The 18,050-nt window shown below is 63.7% G+C and carries 9 protein-coding genes and 1 pseudogene; 3 read left to right on the top strand and 7 right to left on the bottom strand.

All coding sequences use genetic code 11. The features are described 5' to 3' along the window. Positions 1-185 precede the first annotated feature (185 nt). The 3 genes from ACLBWL_RS08620 to ACLBWL_RS08610 form a co-directional block, all read right to left on the bottom strand. On the bottom strand, positions 186-2,186 hold the full coding sequence (locus ACLBWL_RS08620) for a hypothetical protein (protein WP_447792146.1): 2,001 nt from the start codon (positions 2,184-2,186) through the stop codon (positions 186-188). Between the two features lie 489 nt (positions 2,187-2,675). After that, positions 2,676-3,305, bottom strand: coding sequence for a hypothetical protein (locus ACLBWL_RS08615; RefSeq protein ID WP_447792144.1), 630 nt, complete (start codon positions 3,303-3,305; stop codon positions 2,676-2,678). Positions 3,306-3,317: 12 nt separating this feature from the next. After that, positions 3,318-4,511, bottom strand: a complete 1,194-nt coding sequence (locus tag ACLBWL_RS08610) for a hypothetical protein (protein ID WP_447792142.1) — start codon at positions 4,509-4,511, stop codon at positions 3,318-3,320. 315 nt (positions 4,512-4,826) lie between these two features. Here ACLBWL_RS08610 and ACLBWL_RS08605 point away from each other — a divergent pair, with 315 nt between their 5' ends. Both ACLBWL_RS08605 and ACLBWL_RS08600 read left to right on the top strand, forming a co-directional pair. Further along, positions 4,827-5,042 carry a hypothetical protein gene (locus ACLBWL_RS08605; protein ID WP_447792140.1) on the top strand — a complete coding sequence of 72 codons (216 nt, stop codon included), beginning with the start codon at positions 4,827-4,829 and terminating at the stop codon, positions 5,040-5,042. A 369-nt stretch (positions 5,043-5,411) separates the two neighbouring features. Next, positions 5,412-6,194, top strand: coding sequence for a hypothetical protein (locus ACLBWL_RS08600; protein WP_447792138.1), 783 nt, complete (start codon positions 5,412-5,414; stop codon positions 6,192-6,194). A 143-nt stretch (positions 6,195-6,337) separates the two neighbouring features. Here ACLBWL_RS08600 and ACLBWL_RS08595 read toward each other — a convergent pair whose 3' ends face one another. Beyond that, entirely contained in the window at positions 6,338-6,655 is a 318-nt protein-coding gene (locus ACLBWL_RS08595) for a hypothetical protein (protein WP_447792136.1), read from the bottom strand. 127 nt (positions 6,656-6,782) lie between these two features. Here ACLBWL_RS08595 and ACLBWL_RS08590 point away from each other — a divergent pair. After that, positions 6,783-7,190 (top strand): annotated as a pseudogene (locus ACLBWL_RS08590) (IS481 family transposase); the annotation flags it as partial. A 100-nt stretch (positions 7,191-7,290) separates the two neighbouring features. Here ACLBWL_RS08590 and ACLBWL_RS08585 read toward each other — a convergent pair. The 3 genes from ACLBWL_RS08585 to ACLBWL_RS08575 all read right to left on the bottom strand — a co-directional run bounded on the left by ACLBWL_RS08585 (position 7,291) and on the right by ACLBWL_RS08575 (position 18,050). Further along, a complete protein-coding gene (locus tag ACLBWL_RS08585) occupies positions 7,291-7,437 on the bottom strand; it encodes a hypothetical protein (RefSeq protein WP_447792134.1) in 147 nt (48 codons plus the stop codon). A gap of 139 nt (positions 7,438-7,576) precedes the next feature. Then, positions 7,577-8,380, bottom strand: a complete 804-nt coding sequence (locus tag ACLBWL_RS08580) for a hypothetical protein (RefSeq protein WP_447792132.1) — start codon at positions 8,378-8,380, stop codon at positions 7,577-7,579. A 1-nt stretch (position 8,381) separates the two neighbouring features. Then, positions 8,382-18,050, bottom strand: a complete 9,669-nt coding sequence (locus ACLBWL_RS08575; protein WP_447792130.1) for a two-partner secretion domain-containing protein — start codon at positions 18,048-18,050, stop codon at positions 8,382-8,384.

Below are 18,050 nucleotides of genomic sequence, written 5' to 3'. Positions count from 1 at the left end.
GGAGTGACCCATTCCCGGACGCTCGCGGGCTCTCTTCGGCTTCTCAACTTCGGCCGCTCGTTCATGTCGCAAGAGCGCCGATCGGAACAGCTTGGTTTGGGACAAAGCTGTCGTTCGTAAGTGCGTGCCGAACGGCGCGTCTCGTCAGGAGCCGACTTTCAGTGATTGTTCGACGCGCCCCCCTGTCAGATAAGCTTGAGCTTATCGAACAAGGCTCCGTTCCGTCGCTGCGCGTCGCGTAGCACTTTCCCGTAGTCGAGCACCTCGTAATAGGCGTTGTAGTTCCGACTGTAGCCGTAGAAGCCCTGACCGTCCGGGAGCATTGTTGCATCTCGCTCCTTCAGCACCTGTTTGAGCTTTGGAGTAAGGTCGCAGACCACGTAGCAGGTGGTCGGAATGTTCGGGCTGGCGATCGCGATTGGACGTCCACTCGCGTCTAGCTTCGTGCCGGAGCGCACTTTGTCGATCACCGCGAACACTTGGTTCAGCGGATTAATCTCGTCGGTGTAGTCGTCGCGCATCGGCCGCTTGAACTCGACGACGGTCAGGCTGTTCAGAGGCTGCGGGCCGTCGCCGAGCAGATATTCTTGGTCGAAGGCGATCAAGTCGGGACGCAGCGCTGAATCGGATTCAAGCCCGTTGATCGAACGCAGTTGGCGGTCGGAGTGAATGACACCATATGAATTCAGACGCTCGTCCAGCAACCAGAGGTTCTGCTGCGAATAGAGCGTATCGTCGGTGCTCGACCTCATCGGGAAGATGATCTGGTGGAGGATCTTTTCCAACGGATACCGACCGTCGCTGTTTGAAATCAGCGCCTTCTCGAAAAGCTCGAGGATGATCTTGCGGTGCGCGACATACTGGGCAAGCGCCGCGACGCCAAGTTCGTTGTTGTTTTCGAGGAAATGCGACAAACGCTCCCGGTAGCCCTCATAGTCGTCGAGCTTGGCCGCCTCGACGATGATCCGGCTGCCCTCCTTCTTCAGCTCGACCTCTCGCTGGTGGAGTTCGCGATGCAGCGCCAGTTCCAGATCGTTCTTGGTCCCGCTCGGCGGAATGCGGTCGATGAACTCGTCGGCGCGCTTGAGCAGGACACGATAGTGCGGTGCGTCGGTGGCGACGTAGCTGCGGATGCGCTCCAGCTTGCTCGAATTAATGTCGGCGAGCACTTCCGACAAATCGTTGCGCACGAAGTCGATACAGGCGTTCCGAATTTCCGCCCGCTTTAGATTCGGCACAAGCATAGTGCCCTGTGAAGCCTCGGCGTCGGTGTCGTCGTCGATGTCGAAGGCGGTACGCTCCTGGTTAACGTGCTCGTTCAGGAAGCCGCCAGTGACTACGGCGAGATAGACGAACGTGTCGCCGTTGCCGTCCGTCAGGCGCCCCGAAAGATTGGGAACAAGGTCGTCTAGGTTCTCCGACAGCACGGCGCGTTCGTCGGCGCAGTATATCAGCCGATGCCGAGCGGTGCGTGGCAGGGTGAGCCTGAAACCATGGACGGTGAAGTCCTGCTCCTTGATGTTGAACGTCGAGCGCGTGGCATGCTGGCTAAAGCCTTCCTCGAAGAAGGTGTTTAGCGACAGCCGCTGCTTTCCTGAGCGCAATTCTATCTGCGGGCAACGCGGCTGCATCAGCATTAGGATGAAATGCTCGCTCATGCGCAGCGCGATGTGATCGAGGTCGAGCGTCAGCTCGCTCCTGTAGGGTTCCTGGAATCCCGACAGCTCGATGGTGGTCGCGACCTTCGCATCGCTTGCTGGCTCTGCCTCGACCTGATCGGGGTCGTATGTGGTGTCAAAGACGAACTTGCGCCGGAGCCGACCTTCGCCCTCTGACTCGAAGACGCTGTCGATTTCGACCTTCTCGAACGCCTTCAGCCAAAGGAAGCGCCCGACTCCCTTCCCGCCCTTCGTGAACTTGTATTCGGAATACGCAGTGTTGAACGAGTCCATGTTCTCGTCGGTGAACCCCACGCCGTCGTCATAGATAACGAAACGGTCGATGCGTTCGACGTCGTCGATCTTGAGTGAGGGAGCCTCGACGATGTTGACGATGATCGAGCCTTCTACACCCCGATCCTGGATCGACTGGACGGCGTTCATCACCGCCTCAAACACGGGAAGGAGAGGCTTCCATTTGTGCAGCTTGGTCTGCCTGATTTGACCGGAGAGACTTGCGCGGAACATCTAGCGCTTGTGCGGTGAAATGCGGATGTTCGCCACAGGAAATTGGCGATCGGTCAGCCTACCTCGCTCGCGTACCATCGGCAGCTTTTGTCAAAAGCAGACGATGGCCTTGGCTGATTTCAACGACGGGCTCTGGTCGACTGCTGCCGGTCGAACACAGACGTCTCATGAAACTTATACATTAGCCTGCCTCGCGCTGCACAAAATCGTTCGCGGCGTATGTCGTCTGACTTGACGAGCCAGGAAACGCGATCGATTCAGCATCCTACCGACCTGCGTCATTCGGCTACGGCTATTCGCCTATCATTTCAGCGTTGACGGCACCCGGCTCTTGTTCGTGCAAATCGAGCGCGTCGGCGACGGCGTCGATATTGTCGGTCATTGTATCGTCATTGACTATAATTTTATTCGCCTCTCTGTTTTCTGGGACGCGGGAGCAACTCGTTAGGCCGCTCAGGGCAAATAGAAGCAGGATTGGGGCAACGACTTTCATAGCCGAGCGTCCGAAAGCGCCTGAAGAATTTCAGCGAACAGCCCGTTACCTTGCTGGAGCAGGTCCTTTAGATCGTCCGGGTTAAAATCGGTCTGGGCGATCGCGGCCAAGGTCGAGCGACTGACAGCAGCGATTCCCTCGTCCTTGATCAGCGTTTGGGCGGCGTCGCGGAGCTTGTCGTACTGCCCCTGACCGCCAAGCACGACGATGTCCGAGAATAGGCCCACGACGCTCGCGGCGAGAGTGATAACGCCAGCGATGATCGTCGTTGTAGCGCTGACGAAGGCGCTGGCGATCACGCCTGACGCCGTGATCGTGCTTAGCGCGGCCGCCGCAAACTGCAGGCTGCGGGCTTTGTGAAGACGCGCAAGGACCGCCGTGGCCGTCGGCCCGCACTGGTGAACCGCGTGGTCGAGCGCCGCGACGGTCACCTGCGCGCGCGCTTTCAGGCCTTCGCGTTCAGCATTCGGCGCCTGCGCCGTTTCTTCGCCTCCGATCACGCCCGGCGTGAGCAGTGCGGAGTAAGTCTCTCCCTTCGCTTTCAGTTCGCCCGCGGTCGTAGGTGCGAATTTGTTTAGATAGGCGGCCACCTCGTTGATGCGGGGCAGCCCTGCTGTGTTACCCATGGCGCACCCCCATCATCCAAAGTCGAAAACGCGTACCAAGCGGTCGGGAAGGCGCTTGAACACGCCCGCACCGATAGCGCCTTTGTCCCAATTGCCTTTCTGGACGACGATCTCGAGCTTCTCGTGCGCCATTGCGGAAAGGAGGCTCTTGGCGGTGGTCGCTGTCTCCATCGCCGTTGCGAGCCGACGCGCCGCATCGGCCGTATTGTATTTTCCCACGATCGCGACAGGGATCAAAGATGCCTTCGCGGATTTAATGGTTTCGCAGCCGATCAAGATTAGTTGAACATCAGCGAGGCGGGCACGCGCATGAAATTCGTCCAGTGGGATCGAATATTGCGCCACCCCTTTCGCATCCTCGATGACGACCTTTCCTTGCGCCACATGCGTGAGCGCGATCAGCGTCTGCCCCTTCGCCTGAGCAAGCGCGTTGCCCAGCGCCGCGTCCCATTCCTTAGCCGAATTTGCCTTATGCTCAACCGCCATAGCTGACAGCGCCTCAGAATCGGCGATCGTGTCGCGGGTGGTCGAGTCGATCACCATGTTGAGTAGCTTCGTCTTGTTTTTGCTGATCTTATAAGCGTCGAGACGGTTTAAGATTGTGAGCCGCTCTCCTGGCGGGCGTCCTTTGAGGCAGCAACCGTCCAGTGTCTCGATGAGGGCCGGCGGAGGCTCATTCAAAATCTCCAATTTGAGGTCGCGAGACGCAAGCGTTTGCGTGTCGGTGGCAAGACGCAAAATGTGCGCTTCAGTCAGGTCGATCGGCGCTCGGCCGTGGATGTCCAACGCGGCAGGATCAACGTAGAATTCGACTTTCGACATGGCGGCGTTGAGCTTGGCCCGCTGCTTAAAATTCGGCTGGCTATCGAAAACGATATTCATCAGCAGCGCACTGAGATCCTTCATGTGACCCACGGGTACTAAAATCTTCGTCGGATATTCCCAACGTTCGCCGGGTTTGTCACTTTTAGCGGACAGGTAATTTGACTGCGCGAACAGGCGGTCTCCATCGCGGGAGATGTAGATCTTTATCTTACTCACGTCCGTTACGTTCTCACCCAGCATCTGATGAATATTTTCGATGCGGGGTCCCATGCCGGCGATGGCGACCGCGCGACATACCAGGTCCACATACGCTGCGGAAACACTGGACAAACAGATAAATAGCGAAACGAAGCCAACGCCAATTGTTCGAAGTACTCGCATGCGACGCTCCCCCACAACAGCATTTAGAACGACAAGGGAGAGCTGAACCAAGATGACCTACAAGTAAAGCTATACCCGCAATATCGCGCCCAAAAAAATTAGGTACATATAAATACCTTGTCGACCAAGCGACTACGGATCGAGCCTTCAAAGGAAAATCAACCTAGGTGTTTAGTCTAGGCACTTTCAATGATCATCGCACATCTGATGAACTAGCTTTATTTCGGCTCGGGCGCACATGACGACAATCGCGAAGCGGCCGTGGGTGTTAGTTTCGCCGATACCATGCGGCGGTTTCCCGACGACCTCCGCCCCATGTTGGCGCTGCTGGCCGCGTCGCATGAACCGTCGACGCACCCTCACTTGGTCGAACTCTATGAATTCCTGATCGTGGGCCATTCCCCCGACGTTTTCGACGCGCTGCACGCGCTGCCGACCAGTTCGGTCGCGCGCGAAGGCCATCATCACGAGAGCTTGGCGGCGCCCGTCATCGTTCGATCTTTAAGGACGACACGCGCCGTGCCGCCCTAGTCAAAATCCTCCACTTGTTCAGAGACGTGGGTGGGTCCGACGCTTTGAAGCTGCTGTATGATCTTCCCGGTCTGTTGCGCTGAACTTTCCGCTTCTGGCCCAGTGCGCTCCACGCTGGACGACGAACTTTGGCGCCATGCCTAACGACCCGCTCCGATGAGCGCCGACGGGCAACTTCCGGCGGGACCGGACATAAATCGGCTAAGGTGCGAACGGCTGGGTCTGGTCGAGAGCTGCCGCCCGATTGGGAGGGGCGCTGGACCCAGAACCGGCCGATCGTAAGGCTATCTCCCGCCCGACTTCAAACATTGGCTCACGTCTCGCTGTGACTTTCGGCGTCGCTTCAGGCCGCGTGGGTCTGACTGGAGTGTGCCGGTCGACGCTGGTATCGAAGGGGGGCTGAGCGATCGAATGAAACTGAGGATCCGCATCGCAATACTCGCGGTTATTGCTGCGCCCACGCCGGCATTCGCGCAAAGTCAGACCCAGCAGGACCGGATCGACGAAGTGTCGCGGTTCGTAGTGACGGCGCCGATTTGCGGCAGCCTCGGGATGACAGTTGATCCCGCTTTGCCCAACAAAGTCGAGGGTGCGTTTAAGTTAGAGACGTCAAAGTGGTCAGCCGCTCCGGCGGCGATCGAGCGGCTGAAGCTAGCGTCGATTCAGCGGCAATCAAACGTTCTAAAGGTAGACCTTGAGACCGCGTCGGCCAACGCGAAGACCGACGCGCAGCTTCGTCAAGTCGGCTCGATACTACGCGGTTATGGGCGGACGTGTCTGGATGCGACGCGTGACCCGATCTTCTCGCAGGTTATCATCGCGCCGTCCGGTTTCGATCTTGGTCGCGCTATGACCGACATGGCGGACAGCATGCTGGAAGCTGGGGGGCTGGCGAGTTGGCAGACACCGGCGATCCAGTCCCGCGGCGACATGATGATGGTGGCCGGCGCGTGCCGTAAGAGGATCGGCAAGGCGCGCTCGGACGCACTGATCGCGGAGTTTGGTAAGTCCGAAAGCCCGCGTACCCGAGAATATTTTCTAAAGGCATTCGACGATGCTTTAAACGACCCTGAGCTCGACTTCGATATCGCGAAGTGCAATCGCCTGATCATGCGCTATAGCGCAGCTATTGCGAAGGCCGGCGCGCTATAGCCGCTTCTATCCATCGCCCCTGACCCACAAGCCGACATTGCCGGGCACTTGTTCGCTCCCCACAAGCGGACGCTCGTTCATCGTTTATGCACCGGTGACGAACGTCGCATTATCGACGATTTAGAAACTCTGACCCCGCAGCCTTAGTCCCCCGGCGATGCGACGGTGTCGACGTTTGACTTATATCGATCGCGCATCTTCACCAATTCTGCAACAATCTCGGCGGTCGACATAAGGCTAGTGTTGAGCGCCATACTTCCCGCCAGCGATGGCGATCGTTGCACCACCTCATCCTTGGTCAACTTGTGCCAAATCGGTAGTAGGCGGCCGGTACCGCTGGTCGCCTTCTCCAGTAGTCCGTCCAGCTCGTAGTTTGGCCAAGATTTCGCGAAGAAATCAGGTGAGAGAACTGCTACACCAAAGTACGAGCCAGCAAGCCCAGCATCAATCTTTTGCCGCAAGCTGTCCCCCCCCCCTCAATGGCGGCGGTATCGTACCAGACGTGGAGGCCAGCCGCCCCGGCCTGTTTAGGTGTTTGATCCCACGGTTTGATGGTGCGATCCTTTCGTTGGAATGGAAGGAAGCTATATGGGACAAGTACGTCACGGGAGCGCCACGACCACGCACGCCGTCCGAGCAGCAATACAGCGATCGCAAGCTTCGCTCTCGACGCTGAGCCGGGAGCTTGGGATCAGCCCGAAGACCGTGGCGAAGTGGCGGTCGAGGATTTGAAGACCGGGCCGAAGGCCCCTCACTCCACGACCTTGACCGAAGCCGAGGAGGCAGCGGTCGTCGCATTCCCGCGCCACACACTCCTGCCGCTCGACGATTGCCTCTATGCGTTGCAGCCGTCGATGCCGCATCTGACACGCTCAGCGTTGCACCGCTGCCTGCAGCGTCATGGCATATCCCGTCTGCCGGACATTGAGGGGGGACAAGCCGAAGCGACAGCGCTTCAAGCGCTACCCTATCGGTTTCTTCCACGTGGGCATCGCGGTGACAAGCGTCCCGACCAGGGCAGCGCGCGCCTGCTGGTAGCGTAGATCGATCGGGTCGATCCTGCCTTCACAATCGCGGTCTCCGAGCTGCAGTTCGGCTACCGCGTCGAGCGGTTGTTGAGCACCACGCTCACCGAGGCGCACAGTGCCGCCGCACTACGACTGCCCGGTCCGCCCGCCGGACTGCCGGCGCAGTCGACGACGGCTGCCGGCGAGTATCGTACACTGACGGAAGGTTCCAACATGCTCTGGCGTTCGGCATGCGTCGAGCCGTCCTGCTCTCTGATGATCGCCAGGAATTCTTCCCCCTACCCGTCAGCCCCCAACGACCGGCGCATTAGTCTGAAAGACCTCCTATGAGTTCCGTCAACCGGCGTCGTTCTCCTATTCAGGCTGAACGACCCCGTTCATGTCATCATACGCAGCCAGCAGCGCGTCGAGGGCAATCGGCTGTTCGGCAGGCTGCCGCAAGTATGTCGCACCATGCCAGTTCAGCGCCATCAACCAAGTGGCCGCGCGAATGTATTGCCCCATGCCCAACCATTCCTCCGCCAGATAGCCGCGCAGCATCCGGTGTCCCGCCGAGACGAGTTGCTCCGGCTCGTAGTCTTGGCGAGCATAATGCGCGCATATGGCATAGCCCAGCTCGCGGGGCTTTGGTCGCTTGCCCAGCACGACGGGATCGGAGCCCATGAACGACTCATACATCGACAAGGCCGCCTCGTACCCCTCAACGTCAAGGCCTGGCTCGCCATCGCCAAGAATCGCGAACGCCATGTAATCGTCCAGGCCATCGGTCACGATTTCCTGCCGCGACCATGCTGGGGTACGCATCCTCCATGCGGTCTCAAAGCTTGTCCGGGCGGCGTCCCAGCTGGGACCTCCGAGCGTTCCGTCTTCCAGCCAATCCGCCAGAGCCTTGGCCTGGTGGAGATGCGCGAGGTGCAGACCCGAACCGTCCCCGAAATCTTCCCCGTGCGTCAACGCATCGTCGATCCAGCTACGCCCTTCGACAAGGAGAGGCCGCGCCTGATCGGCGTAACCCACCAGCGCGCACGAGATGAAGAACCCCACTCTACCGATGCCAAAGTTGCCGCGCGGCTGCCCCTGCTCAGGCTGCAGCGCCCGGTAGACCTCTATGTTTTCAAGCGCCCGCGCCCGGTCTCTCGCCAAGTCCAACCTTGCCATTCTACTTTCCGCACACCTTACCTGAGCAATATCTGACTTGAACCGAATTCCTAAGGCCACCCGATCCAGGAGTATTGGTGACAAAATTACCTGACTGCAGATTGCTTAGCGCCTTGACCCTCAACGCCGGGGAAAGATCGGACGAGTTGATCGCCACCGTCGCTTGATCAATGGCATTGTTCAAGCGAGCAGAGTTCGGCGTAAACGTGGGCGATGGACCGATCATCGATACCGCAGTCCTGTATTTGTTATCCCATAATGCCACTGTGCCATCAGCGTTCACCGAAACGATGTCGGCACCACGCGTTCCAACCATATCGCCATACCGCAACACCGTCTCTCCCGGTAGGGCGGCGACACGATTGGCGAGCTTGAGTTCTTCGGTGTATCCGTTGACATGCGAATTGGCGATGTTGCTATTCGGGCTGTTCAACGTCTTGGGCGTATAGTCCAGCCCCGCCACCGGGTCGGGCAGCCGGGCATCGAGCGCTACGCCGTTGGTCGTCCGCGCGGCATCCGGAGTAGACGACGAGGCGGCTGCTGCGGTTGCCGAACGCGTTACGACTGCGATCGCCGCTGCCTGTTCGCGCTTGTTCGCCTGGATCCATGCGTTGGCAAATTCCGCCTGTGGGGCATTGAGCTTAGCGACCTGCTTGTCTTCGCCCTCGAACGCAGGGGCCCAGCCATCGGGCATCTTCCCGCCCGAGGTTTGGAGATAATGACTGAGGCGGACATACTCGAGCTTCGCGCGCGCGTTGTCGTCGACGTAGCGCTGGCTCGGCACGCGAAGCTGCTCTCCGACGGCCAGCTGATTGGGATCGATCGTGCGGTTGAGCACCATGATATCGCTGAGCGACGCGCCCGGCGTTCGCGCCAGGATCGTCTGCAGCGTGTCGTTCGCTGCGACGGTGTAGCTTGCCCAGTTCTCGGTATGCTCGGGGCTGAAGACGCCGCCCTCGCCTAGCGCCTTGTTCGCGCTCCAGGCGCGGGAAGCCTCCTCCCAGTTGTCGCCGCGCTTGATGTATACGAGCGCGTCGGAATAGGGCACGGCGCCCCAATAGACCGCCTTGAGAACATCGGCGATTTGCTGGGGCGTACCCTGCAACCCAAGGACTGCGCGGACCTCGTCATATTCCTTCCGATCGGGTGACCCCGCGGGCTGCGTAGCCCACTGCTCGAACGGAATGGCGTTCGCACACAGCGACTCGTTGGCAGTGCAGGAAATCCGCTGATTGTCTAAGACGCCCTTGCGCGCGACGAGGTCGTTGTTTTGGGACTCGAGCGTCGCGGCAGTCGCTGCGGATTGCGGATCAAGCCCCGCCTGTGACGCGATCACTGTCGCAATGGTCGCGACCAGATCTGTACGCGCCTGCTGGTCCTCGAGCGAGCGCGACGAAGGACGCCCGGTCGCCGGGTCGATCTGCGGCGACGGATCCACAAATCGCGTCAGCAGATAGTTGGCAACCACGCTTGCCGCCGCGCCGGTAGCCGCAGCGCCACAGCCGCCTGATCCTCCTGCGCTACCGCCCGGACACCCGACCACGGCCTGCAACGCGGAACGCACGCCCTCACTGCCCGCGGTCGGCCGGCCGTTAATGTAGAGGCTGTCCGCGATCTGCTTTACCTGACTGACCGCCAGCCCCTGCAACGCGTTGACCGCGCTTGCCTGGACCAGTCCGCCGAGCGAGCCAGTCACGTTGCTGCCCGCAGCACCGCTGAGTGCGGTCGCCACCAGGCGCGTCGCACTGCCTGCACCGAAGTCGCGCTGCAAGTTTCCGGCCTTGTCGACATAGCCTTGCGCAACGTTGTTAAGAGCGATGAGCCGCCCCTGGCCATCGCGAAGAGCTTCGCCCGTCGCCGGGTCACGCTTGATCCCTGCTGCGGCCGCGTCCTGCTCGGCTCTCCTTTGATCGGCCGCTCGGTTGGCGAAGAACGTGCCCACCTCGGTCGTCAGTTGGCGTGTCGCTTCGAATCCTTGCGCGATCTCGGCGCGCTTGGCGTTGGTATACTCTGCCGTCAGCGCGCCAGCGTTTGCGCCGACCGTGTCGCGGCTGATCGCAGCCGCTGCCGCCACGCTTGCGGGTTCACCGCCGGTGATTGCGATGACGCCCGGGGCGATCGCGCTGCGCGTTACCGAGGACTGGCTGCCGTCGGCACTCATCGCGATCGGCGGAGCCACGCCAAGAGTACCCAGCGGGGTGCTGATCCCCGGCAGCTTGGTGCCGTCGCCGCTGGTGTTGATGCTCCCAGTGCGGTCCTTGCTGAGGTTCGCACCGATCCCGATGCCAAGATTGGTCTGCGACGCGCGGTAGCTTTCGCGGTTGGCGATGTCGGTCGCGGTCAGGCTGCCCGTCGTCAGGATGTTGCGGTCCGCTTGCGCGGTGCTCGCGATCACCGCGCCGGTCAGATCGGTCGCGCCCTTGATGCGCAAGTCGTAACCGCCGTTGCCGGCGAAGATTCCCGCCTGCTCGCGCACGCTGGCGAAAACGCCGGCTTGCTTGCCCGAACCGAGGTTGAGCGAACCCGAGACCTGGCCCGTAGGCGTTATCGAGACGCTGACGCCGGCGCTCTTGTTCCGCTCGGCATAGGTTGCGATGTCCTGACGGCTGGTGATCGCGAGGCTTCCCGCATCGACCAGCACGCGGTCACCAGCAAGCGTCGCCCCGTCGAGCGCCAACGCACCCGGGGTGGTGACGCGCGCGGTGCCGCCGGCAGTCAGTGTCGCCTCGCGATTGGCAACCTGTTCGCCGGAAAAACTGCCGCTGGCACTCTTAAATCCCAGGTTCAGCGATGGCACCCCCACGTCGAAATTGCCGCCCTTCAGCGATGGTCCGACCGAGACGCCGATCGAGGCCCCCGACGACTTGTTCGACCCCGATACGGCGTCGCGCTCGACCGCGCTGCGCGCGGTGATCGCGCCGTCGGCGGCGATCGCCAGATCGCGGGCGGCGGTGACGTCCGAACCTACGACGGTCACGGTCGACTGCGCGCCGGCACCGCGCGCGACGAGATTCACGTCGTTACCAGCGATACTGCTCGCCACCGTCGTCTCGTCGCGCTCTGCGGTCGATGAGCGGCTCGACGAGATGCCCAGACTTGCCGATGCGGTCACCCCTAGGCTGCCAGTGCCGCTGGAGATGGTGCCGGCAACGTCCTTGGCGGCATCGGCCGTGTTCTTGATGGCAAGCCCGCCGGCCATGCCAGCAACTGTTGCGACGCGCGAGTTGGGTGTCGCCGAAGCGATCGTGCCCATTCGCTCGACCGTGAGCGGGCCGTCTACCAGCGGGCTCGATACGCCGATCGTCAGGCCGACCGAAGACGATTTCGCATTGTTCTTGGTGACTAGCGTGTCGGTGGCGTTCTGGACCGTGACGCTCTGGCCGGCGAGCGTCGTCGTGCCGGGGCTGACGACGGTCGATCCGGTTACGGTTAGCTCGCGGCCCGCATCGATCGTCACGTTGCCGGCGGTCGTTCCGATCAGCGAGCCTGTGTTCGTGATGCTGGTGGTGTTTACGTCGTTGCGGTTCTTGGCGACGCCGAGGAACAGCCCGCCGCTGCCGATCGACAGTCCGCTCTTCTTGACCCGCGTCGACTGTTGCTCGGTGTCGGTCGCGGTCAGCGTGCCGACGTCGATCGCGCCGCCCGCGGCGATCGATACGCCGTTGTCGGCGACCACGTTGGAGCCAGCGATCCGCGTGTCGCCCGTGCTGCGCAGCGCGACCGTGTCGCCCAAAAGCGTCGAGGCGACGACGCTCTGGTCGGTGCCGTCGTAGGTGGTTGTGGTCTTGGTGGAGGACAGGAAGCCGCCGGTCTTCTTCCGCGTATCGCGCTGGAGCTGAGTGCTGTCGACGACGCCGGTCACGCCGATACTGCCCGCGTCCACCGTAAGCGCCCGGCCAGCCGTGATCGTGCCGCCGTTCACCGTCAACGCTCCAGGCGTCGCAAGCGTGACGTCGCCGCCCGCATTCAGATCCGAAAGGACATTGCCGCGTTCGGTCTGGGTCTGCTTGAACTGCGTCTTGCCCTCGCGGCCGATCGCGAACGCCGTGCCCCTGTCGGTCGCGCTGCCGATCGCGATGTTCTGACCCGCCGAGGCGACCAGATTGCCCCCTGCCGCCGCGCTCGCGCCGGTGACGGACAGCGTACGCCCAGCCAGCAGATCGAGGTTCCCGGTCGCCGCGATATCGCTGCCGCGATTGGTCGTGGTGGTCGTCAGCGAGACCTGCTGGTCCGCGCGTCCGGCATAATAGCGCGTGGCCACGGTGCGCGTCGTCGCGACCGGGGCCAGCGTCAGATCGCGACCCGCCGCCAGCGTCAGGTCGCCGCCGGTGATCGCACCGCCCCGGTCGATCAGGTCGCCGGTCGCGGAGACGATGCCACGGCTGCCGAGATCGAGCCGACCGCTGTTGACGATCGTGCCGCCGACCAGCGTTCCGCTGGCGCTCGCCCGGACTACGCCGGAGTTGGTCAGCGAGTCCGACGCACGCAGCTGGATATCGCGTCCGGCGATGATCGCGCCGCCACTGGTCAGATCGCCGGCGGCCGCCTTGGTCAGGTAGACGCGTGGCGCAAGCACCCTCTGCGGTCCTGACGGCGTCTGCACGGTGGTTTCGACGAGCAGCACGATGTCGCTGGTCAACGTCGCCATCTGCGTCGGCGAGAGGGATACGCCGAGCGCCAGATTGTAGGTCTTTGCGAACGTGGCGCCCGCATCGAGCAGCGCGCGATACTGGCCCTGGTTGTCGCCATAGCCAACCAGCCGCTGCGCGCCGACCAGCGCGACGAGCTGGTTCGCGATCAGTTGCTGCTCGTAGAGCCCGTCGCCGAGCCGGCGCTGCACGCGCGACGGATCATAGCCCAGCTTGTCGAGGAAATAGTCGCTCGACAGGAAGGTGTCGTAATTGGTGAACCGGGGGTCCGCCTGGACCAGCACCTGCGAAGTCGCGCCCGCGAACTGGAACAGTCCGCCCAGATCGAGCGTCGCGTTGCCTGCACCGCCGCTCGCGCGGTCGGTGGGCGGCTTCACCGCGAACCCAAAGGTCGGATCGATCGCTGTGCCGGCGATCACGCCAGGCGCGCTGCCCGGCGCGACGACCGCGCCCGGGGTCACGACGGCAACGGCACCACCAGCCGTCACGGCACCGGGCCGCGCGCTCGCGGCGAAAATGTCGGCGGTGCCACCACCCGGAACCAGGACGAGATTGTCAATGCTTACCGCGTCGATCGTCAGCGTGCCCGCCGCTGTGATGGTCGAGGGAATGGTGAAGGTCGGGAACGCGTCGACGCTCGTGAACGGGGTCGTCGAGCGCGTGTCCCAGTCGCCGCAGAAGAACAGGAAGCAGTTGCGCTTCTCATCCTTGATCGTGCCGATCTGCGTCGTGGTGTTGTAGCCGGTGAAGGCCGTGTTCGTCACCGTTGCGGCGCCGACGTTCAGATTGCCCGATGCGCTTATCGTGGAAAGGTGGTTGACGACGCTGGCGGCGTCGATGCCGATGTTCCCGCCGATGATACGAGCCGCACCGCTGTCAGCCGTGACGCGCGTGTCGTTGATCGTCTCGTCGAACTCGGTGACCGTGCGGTGCTCGCGGTCGCGCCGATCCTCGTCCTCCACGTGCCGCGTGGAGAGCAGCGCCTCCTCGGTCGTGAACACGCTGCGATCGTTGAGCAGGCGGGTAGCGGCGACCGCGATGCTGCCCTGTGCCTGAATGTCCGAGGACAGGTTCTGGAGCGAGCCTGCCCGACCAGTGCCGCCGACGCCGGTGACGACCAGATTGCCGAGACTGTAGAGCAGCCCGCCGTCGCGGTTGACGATGTCGCCGCCGCTCGCGAGCGCCAGGAGTCCGCCCCGCGTCGCGATCACCGCGCTGTCGCCCGCGTTGACGATGCCGCCCGTGCCGGACAGCGCGACGGTGTCACCGAAGATCGCGCCACCGTTGGCGATCTGTGCGGCGCTCATGGTCACCACACTGCCGTTGATAAGCCCTTGGTTCTCCAGCGTCGTTCCGGCCGTCAACGTCAGCGTCGGCGCGACGATCGTGCCGCTGGCCTGGTTCGCGATCGATCCCCCCGTGGCGATTCCGATCGCGGTGCCGCCGTGCAGCGTGCCCGCGTTGGTGAAGCTGCCGCCGATGTTGAGCGTCAGTACCCCCGGCGTCGCGATCGTCTCGCCGGCGGCGTTGGTCAGATCGCCTGCTATGCCAAGCGTCAGCGCGGTCGGTGCGACCAGCCGACCGAACGTGCCACCGCCCGAGGTGATGTCGAGCAGCCTACCCCCGGCGAGCGTGCCCGCACCAGCTCCGTTGCCGCCGTCGAGCGCACCGGCCTTTACGGTCAGGTCACGTGACGCGGCGATGCTCCCGCGGTTGACGAGCGTCCCCGTTGCGGTCACCCGCGCGTTGCGGTCCGCCCAGATCTGCCCGCCGGTGGCGTTGATCAGGCTTGCGGTGGACAGCGTCAGATCGCCGGCAGCCGCGAGTGTGCCGGCGCCATTGTCGACGCTCGTCGCCGTCAAGACGACCGATCCGTCACCGCCGAGCGTGCCGCGATCGTTGGTCAGCGTAGTGGCCGTGAAGGTTGCACCATCGCTGCCGGATGCCAGCAAGCCGTTGCGATTATCCAGCGCGCTCGCGTTTACGTCGAGCTTGCCACCCGCTACGACACGGCCGCCGGTCGTGGTCAGCGAGCCCGCCGCGATCGTCGTCGCCCCGGTGGACTGGATCAGCCCGCCATTGCCCGTGACAATAGCGCGCACTGCGGTCAGCGAGAGCTTTGCGGAATCCAGCGTGCCCCCCGCAAGCGCAATGTCGCCGTCGCGTGCGTCGACCCTCAGCGTGCCGCCCGCCGTCAGGCGTGAACCGCTGGCAAGGTTGAGCGAACTCGCGGTGACCATCGCATCCGTGGTGGCGCCGACCAGGACCGAACCGCTGATCGCATCGCGGACGTCGAGCGCCAGCGTTCCAGCTGAACCGGTCGCGACGAGCGTGCCGCCGTCGAGCGCGGCAAGACGCACGTCCAGCGGGCCGGCGGCCTCGATCGATCCTCCGACGTTGCGGGTCGCACCGGCCCGAAGCGTGAAGCCGCCGCCTGCGGCGATCAGGCCATTCTCATTGGCCAGATCGCTGGCGATCGTCAGCCCGGCCCCGCTCGCCGAGGTGAGCGTCCCACCGGTATTGGAGAACGTGCCGGCGATCAGTGACAGCGCGCCATTGGTCGCGATCCGACCGCCGCTGTTGTCGATCGCATCGTTGCCCGACAGCGCGAGCGTGCCGGTGCCGAGATGCAGGATAGCACCGCCGTGGTTGTCGATCTTCGCAGCGCCTAGCGTCAGATTCTGTCCGCGACCGACGATGTCGGCGGCGTGGCTCAGCGTGCCCGTCGCGGTCAGCGTCAGGTCGCCGCCATTCTCGATCGTCGCACCACTGCCGAATGCAAGATCACCCGCCGTAGCATCGAGCGCGAGCGCACCTAGCGCGGTGATCCGACTGTCGGTGAAAGCCAGCGTCGTGGCGCCGATAGTGACGGCGCCATTGCCGCCGAGGCGCGACCCCACTGCGGTCAACGCGCCCCGGCTCGCCAGCGTCAGTGCGCCCGATCCGAGCGCGGTCAGGCTGGCGCGATCGAGCGTCACCGATCCTGCCGTGACGTCAAGCGCACTACCCGCTTCGACCGTGCCGCCGCGCGAGGTGAAAGCTCCTGCATTGATGTCGATAGCGCCGTCGGACGCGACCAGACCGTCCTGCGCGACCAGCCCTGCGGCCTTCAGGCTCGTGCCGCCATTGCCCGAAATCGTGCCGGTGTTCGTCAGCGTGGCTGCGGTCAGGTCGACCCGTCCTGCGCTCGCGATCAGGCCGGCGTTCGTCGCCGCACCGATCGTGTCGGCGGTCACGCTGCCACCGCTGATTTGGCCACCGCTGCCGATCGTGACCGAACCTGCGCGCACGATCAGTGCACTGCCGCCCTGCAAGCCGCCTTCGGTAACGCCGAGCGCGCCGCCGACATTGGCCGTCGTCGCACCGCCGCCCGCAACCAGCCCCTTGCCGGTGATCGCAAAATCGCCGTCGACATTCAGACCGAGCGCCTTGCTCGCCGTAATGCTGCCCGCCACGCCGTCGATGCCGAGAGCGCCCGCCCTGACCGACACATCGCCGTTGCCGCCGATCTGCCCACCGCTGGCACTGATCACGCCGGTGAAGCCCAGCGTCAGTGTATCGCTGCCGAGCGCCAGCACCGCGCCACGATCGTTCGCCAGGCTGCTGCCGGTCAGTGCCAGCGCGCCGCCGGACTGGATAACACCGCCGATATTACCGACCGCGCCAGCCTGCGCGTCTAGCGCCGTCCGCGCGTCGATCATGCCGCCGCTGTTGTCGAGCGTCGTGGTCCGCAACGTTAGCGTCCCGCCGCTGGCGAGCCCGTGATTGACGATGCTGCCGGCCGTCAGCGACACGGCATCGCGCGCCAGCACCCGTCCCGTCAGCGCCGCCGTGCCGCCGACATCGAGCCGCAACGTCCCGGCTTGCGTAATGCGGCCGTCGCGGGTCAGACCGGCGGCGAGCGTGCCGCTGCTGCTTAGCGCGCCGGCCGTGACCGTGAGATCGCCGCCGCTGCCGATCAGGCCGTTGCCTGTCAGGCTGGCGCCTTTGAGAGTCGTCGTGCCTTCGCCGTAGATCTGGCCGGCGACGTCGAGCACACCGGCGGTCTCGATCGCGACGGTGGTCTTCGCCGTGATCGCGCCGGGCACCGATATCCTGCCGTCGAACGACAGCGTCACGCCCTGTTCGAGGCCCGCGAGATCGCCCGCGACGTTGACGCCAAGCCCGCGCTCGGTGCCGATCAGCTTGATCGACCGCGCATACATCCCGCCGAGCGCCGCCACGTCGAGCGCGAAGGCGGGCTGGTTCGGCTGCGCTGCAGTGCGCTGCCCGACCACGACGATGTCGCCGTCGCGCGTGATGTCGCCTGCGCCCAGACTCGCGGTCACGGTATCCGCATAGAGGCCGGCGTTGATCGAGACGGCGCGCGCGAACAGGTCGAGCCGCGCGTTCGTCGCGTCGAGCCCGCTGCCGGACACGTCGATCGTGCCGGTCGCCGTCCGGAATCCGCTGAGCGCGCCGGCGCCGTCTACCAGGGGTTGTGCCGCCGCCAGCGTCACGCGCGGCGCGTTGACGAAGCCGCAACCGTTGCACGCGATGCCGTAGGGATTGGCGAGCACCAGGTCGGCCGTTTTGCCGGCAACCTCAATATAGCCGCGCAGGCTCGACGGATTGGCGGCGACTACCTCGTTGATGATCAGCGACGCCCCGCCCGACGCCTTCAGCTGCGAGTTGCCGTCGATATAGCCTGCGAGCCGGCTCTGGACGATCTTGTCGCTGTTGTTCAGCACCACGCCGCGCGCATCGACGTTGAACGCCTGATAGCGGTTGTAGCTCGTCCCTCTGGCGTCCGGCGTCGCGATCTTGACCACTGGCACGCCGTTCGCGCCGTAATCGAGATGCGTCGCACCGCCGGGCACCGGGACGACCGGATTGGCCGCCGGCGGTGCGCCATCCTGCCCGCGGGCCGGCACCGTCGCGACCAGCAGCAGCGCCGCGAGCCCCGCGCCGCCGCCCAGCGGCGACAGCGCGCTGGCCGAACGCATCCGGCGACGCAGCACGGCGAAGGTCAGCTTGGTCAT

This window comes from Sphingomonas sp. M1A8_2b, from assembly GCF_053345535.1.
The sequence above is the reverse complement of the archived record's forward strand: the minus strand, read 5'-3'. Positions and strand labels throughout refer to the sequence as shown.

Bases quoted from the DNA above. Each gene is read 5' to 3' on its own strand.
- ACLBWL_RS08620 (WP_447792146.1), bottom strand. From the start codon at position 2,186: ATGTTCCGCGCAAGTCTCTCCGGTCAAATCAGGCAGACCAAGCTGCAC.
- ACLBWL_RS08615 (WP_447792144.1), bottom strand. From the start codon at position 3,305: ATGGGTAACACAGCAGGGCTGCCCCGCATCAACGAGGTGGCCGCCTAT.
- ACLBWL_RS08610 (WP_447792142.1), bottom strand. From the start codon at position 4,511: ATGCGAGTACTTCGAACAATTGGCGTTGGCTTCGTTTCGCTATTTATC.
- ACLBWL_RS08605 (WP_447792140.1), top strand. From the start codon at position 4,827: ATGTTGGCGCTGCTGGCCGCGTCGCATGAACCGTCGACGCACCCTCAC.
- ACLBWL_RS08585 (WP_447792134.1), bottom strand. From the start codon at position 7,437: ATGTTGGAACCTTCCGTCAGTGTACGATACTCGCCGGCAGCCGTCGTC.
- ACLBWL_RS08580 (WP_447792132.1), bottom strand. From the start codon at position 8,380: ATGGCAAGGTTGGACTTGGCGAGAGACCGGGCGCGGGCGCTTGAAAAC.
- ACLBWL_RS08575 (WP_447792130.1), bottom strand. From the start codon at position 18,050: ATGACCAAGCTGACCTTCGCCGTGCTGCGTCGCCGGATGCGTTCGGCC.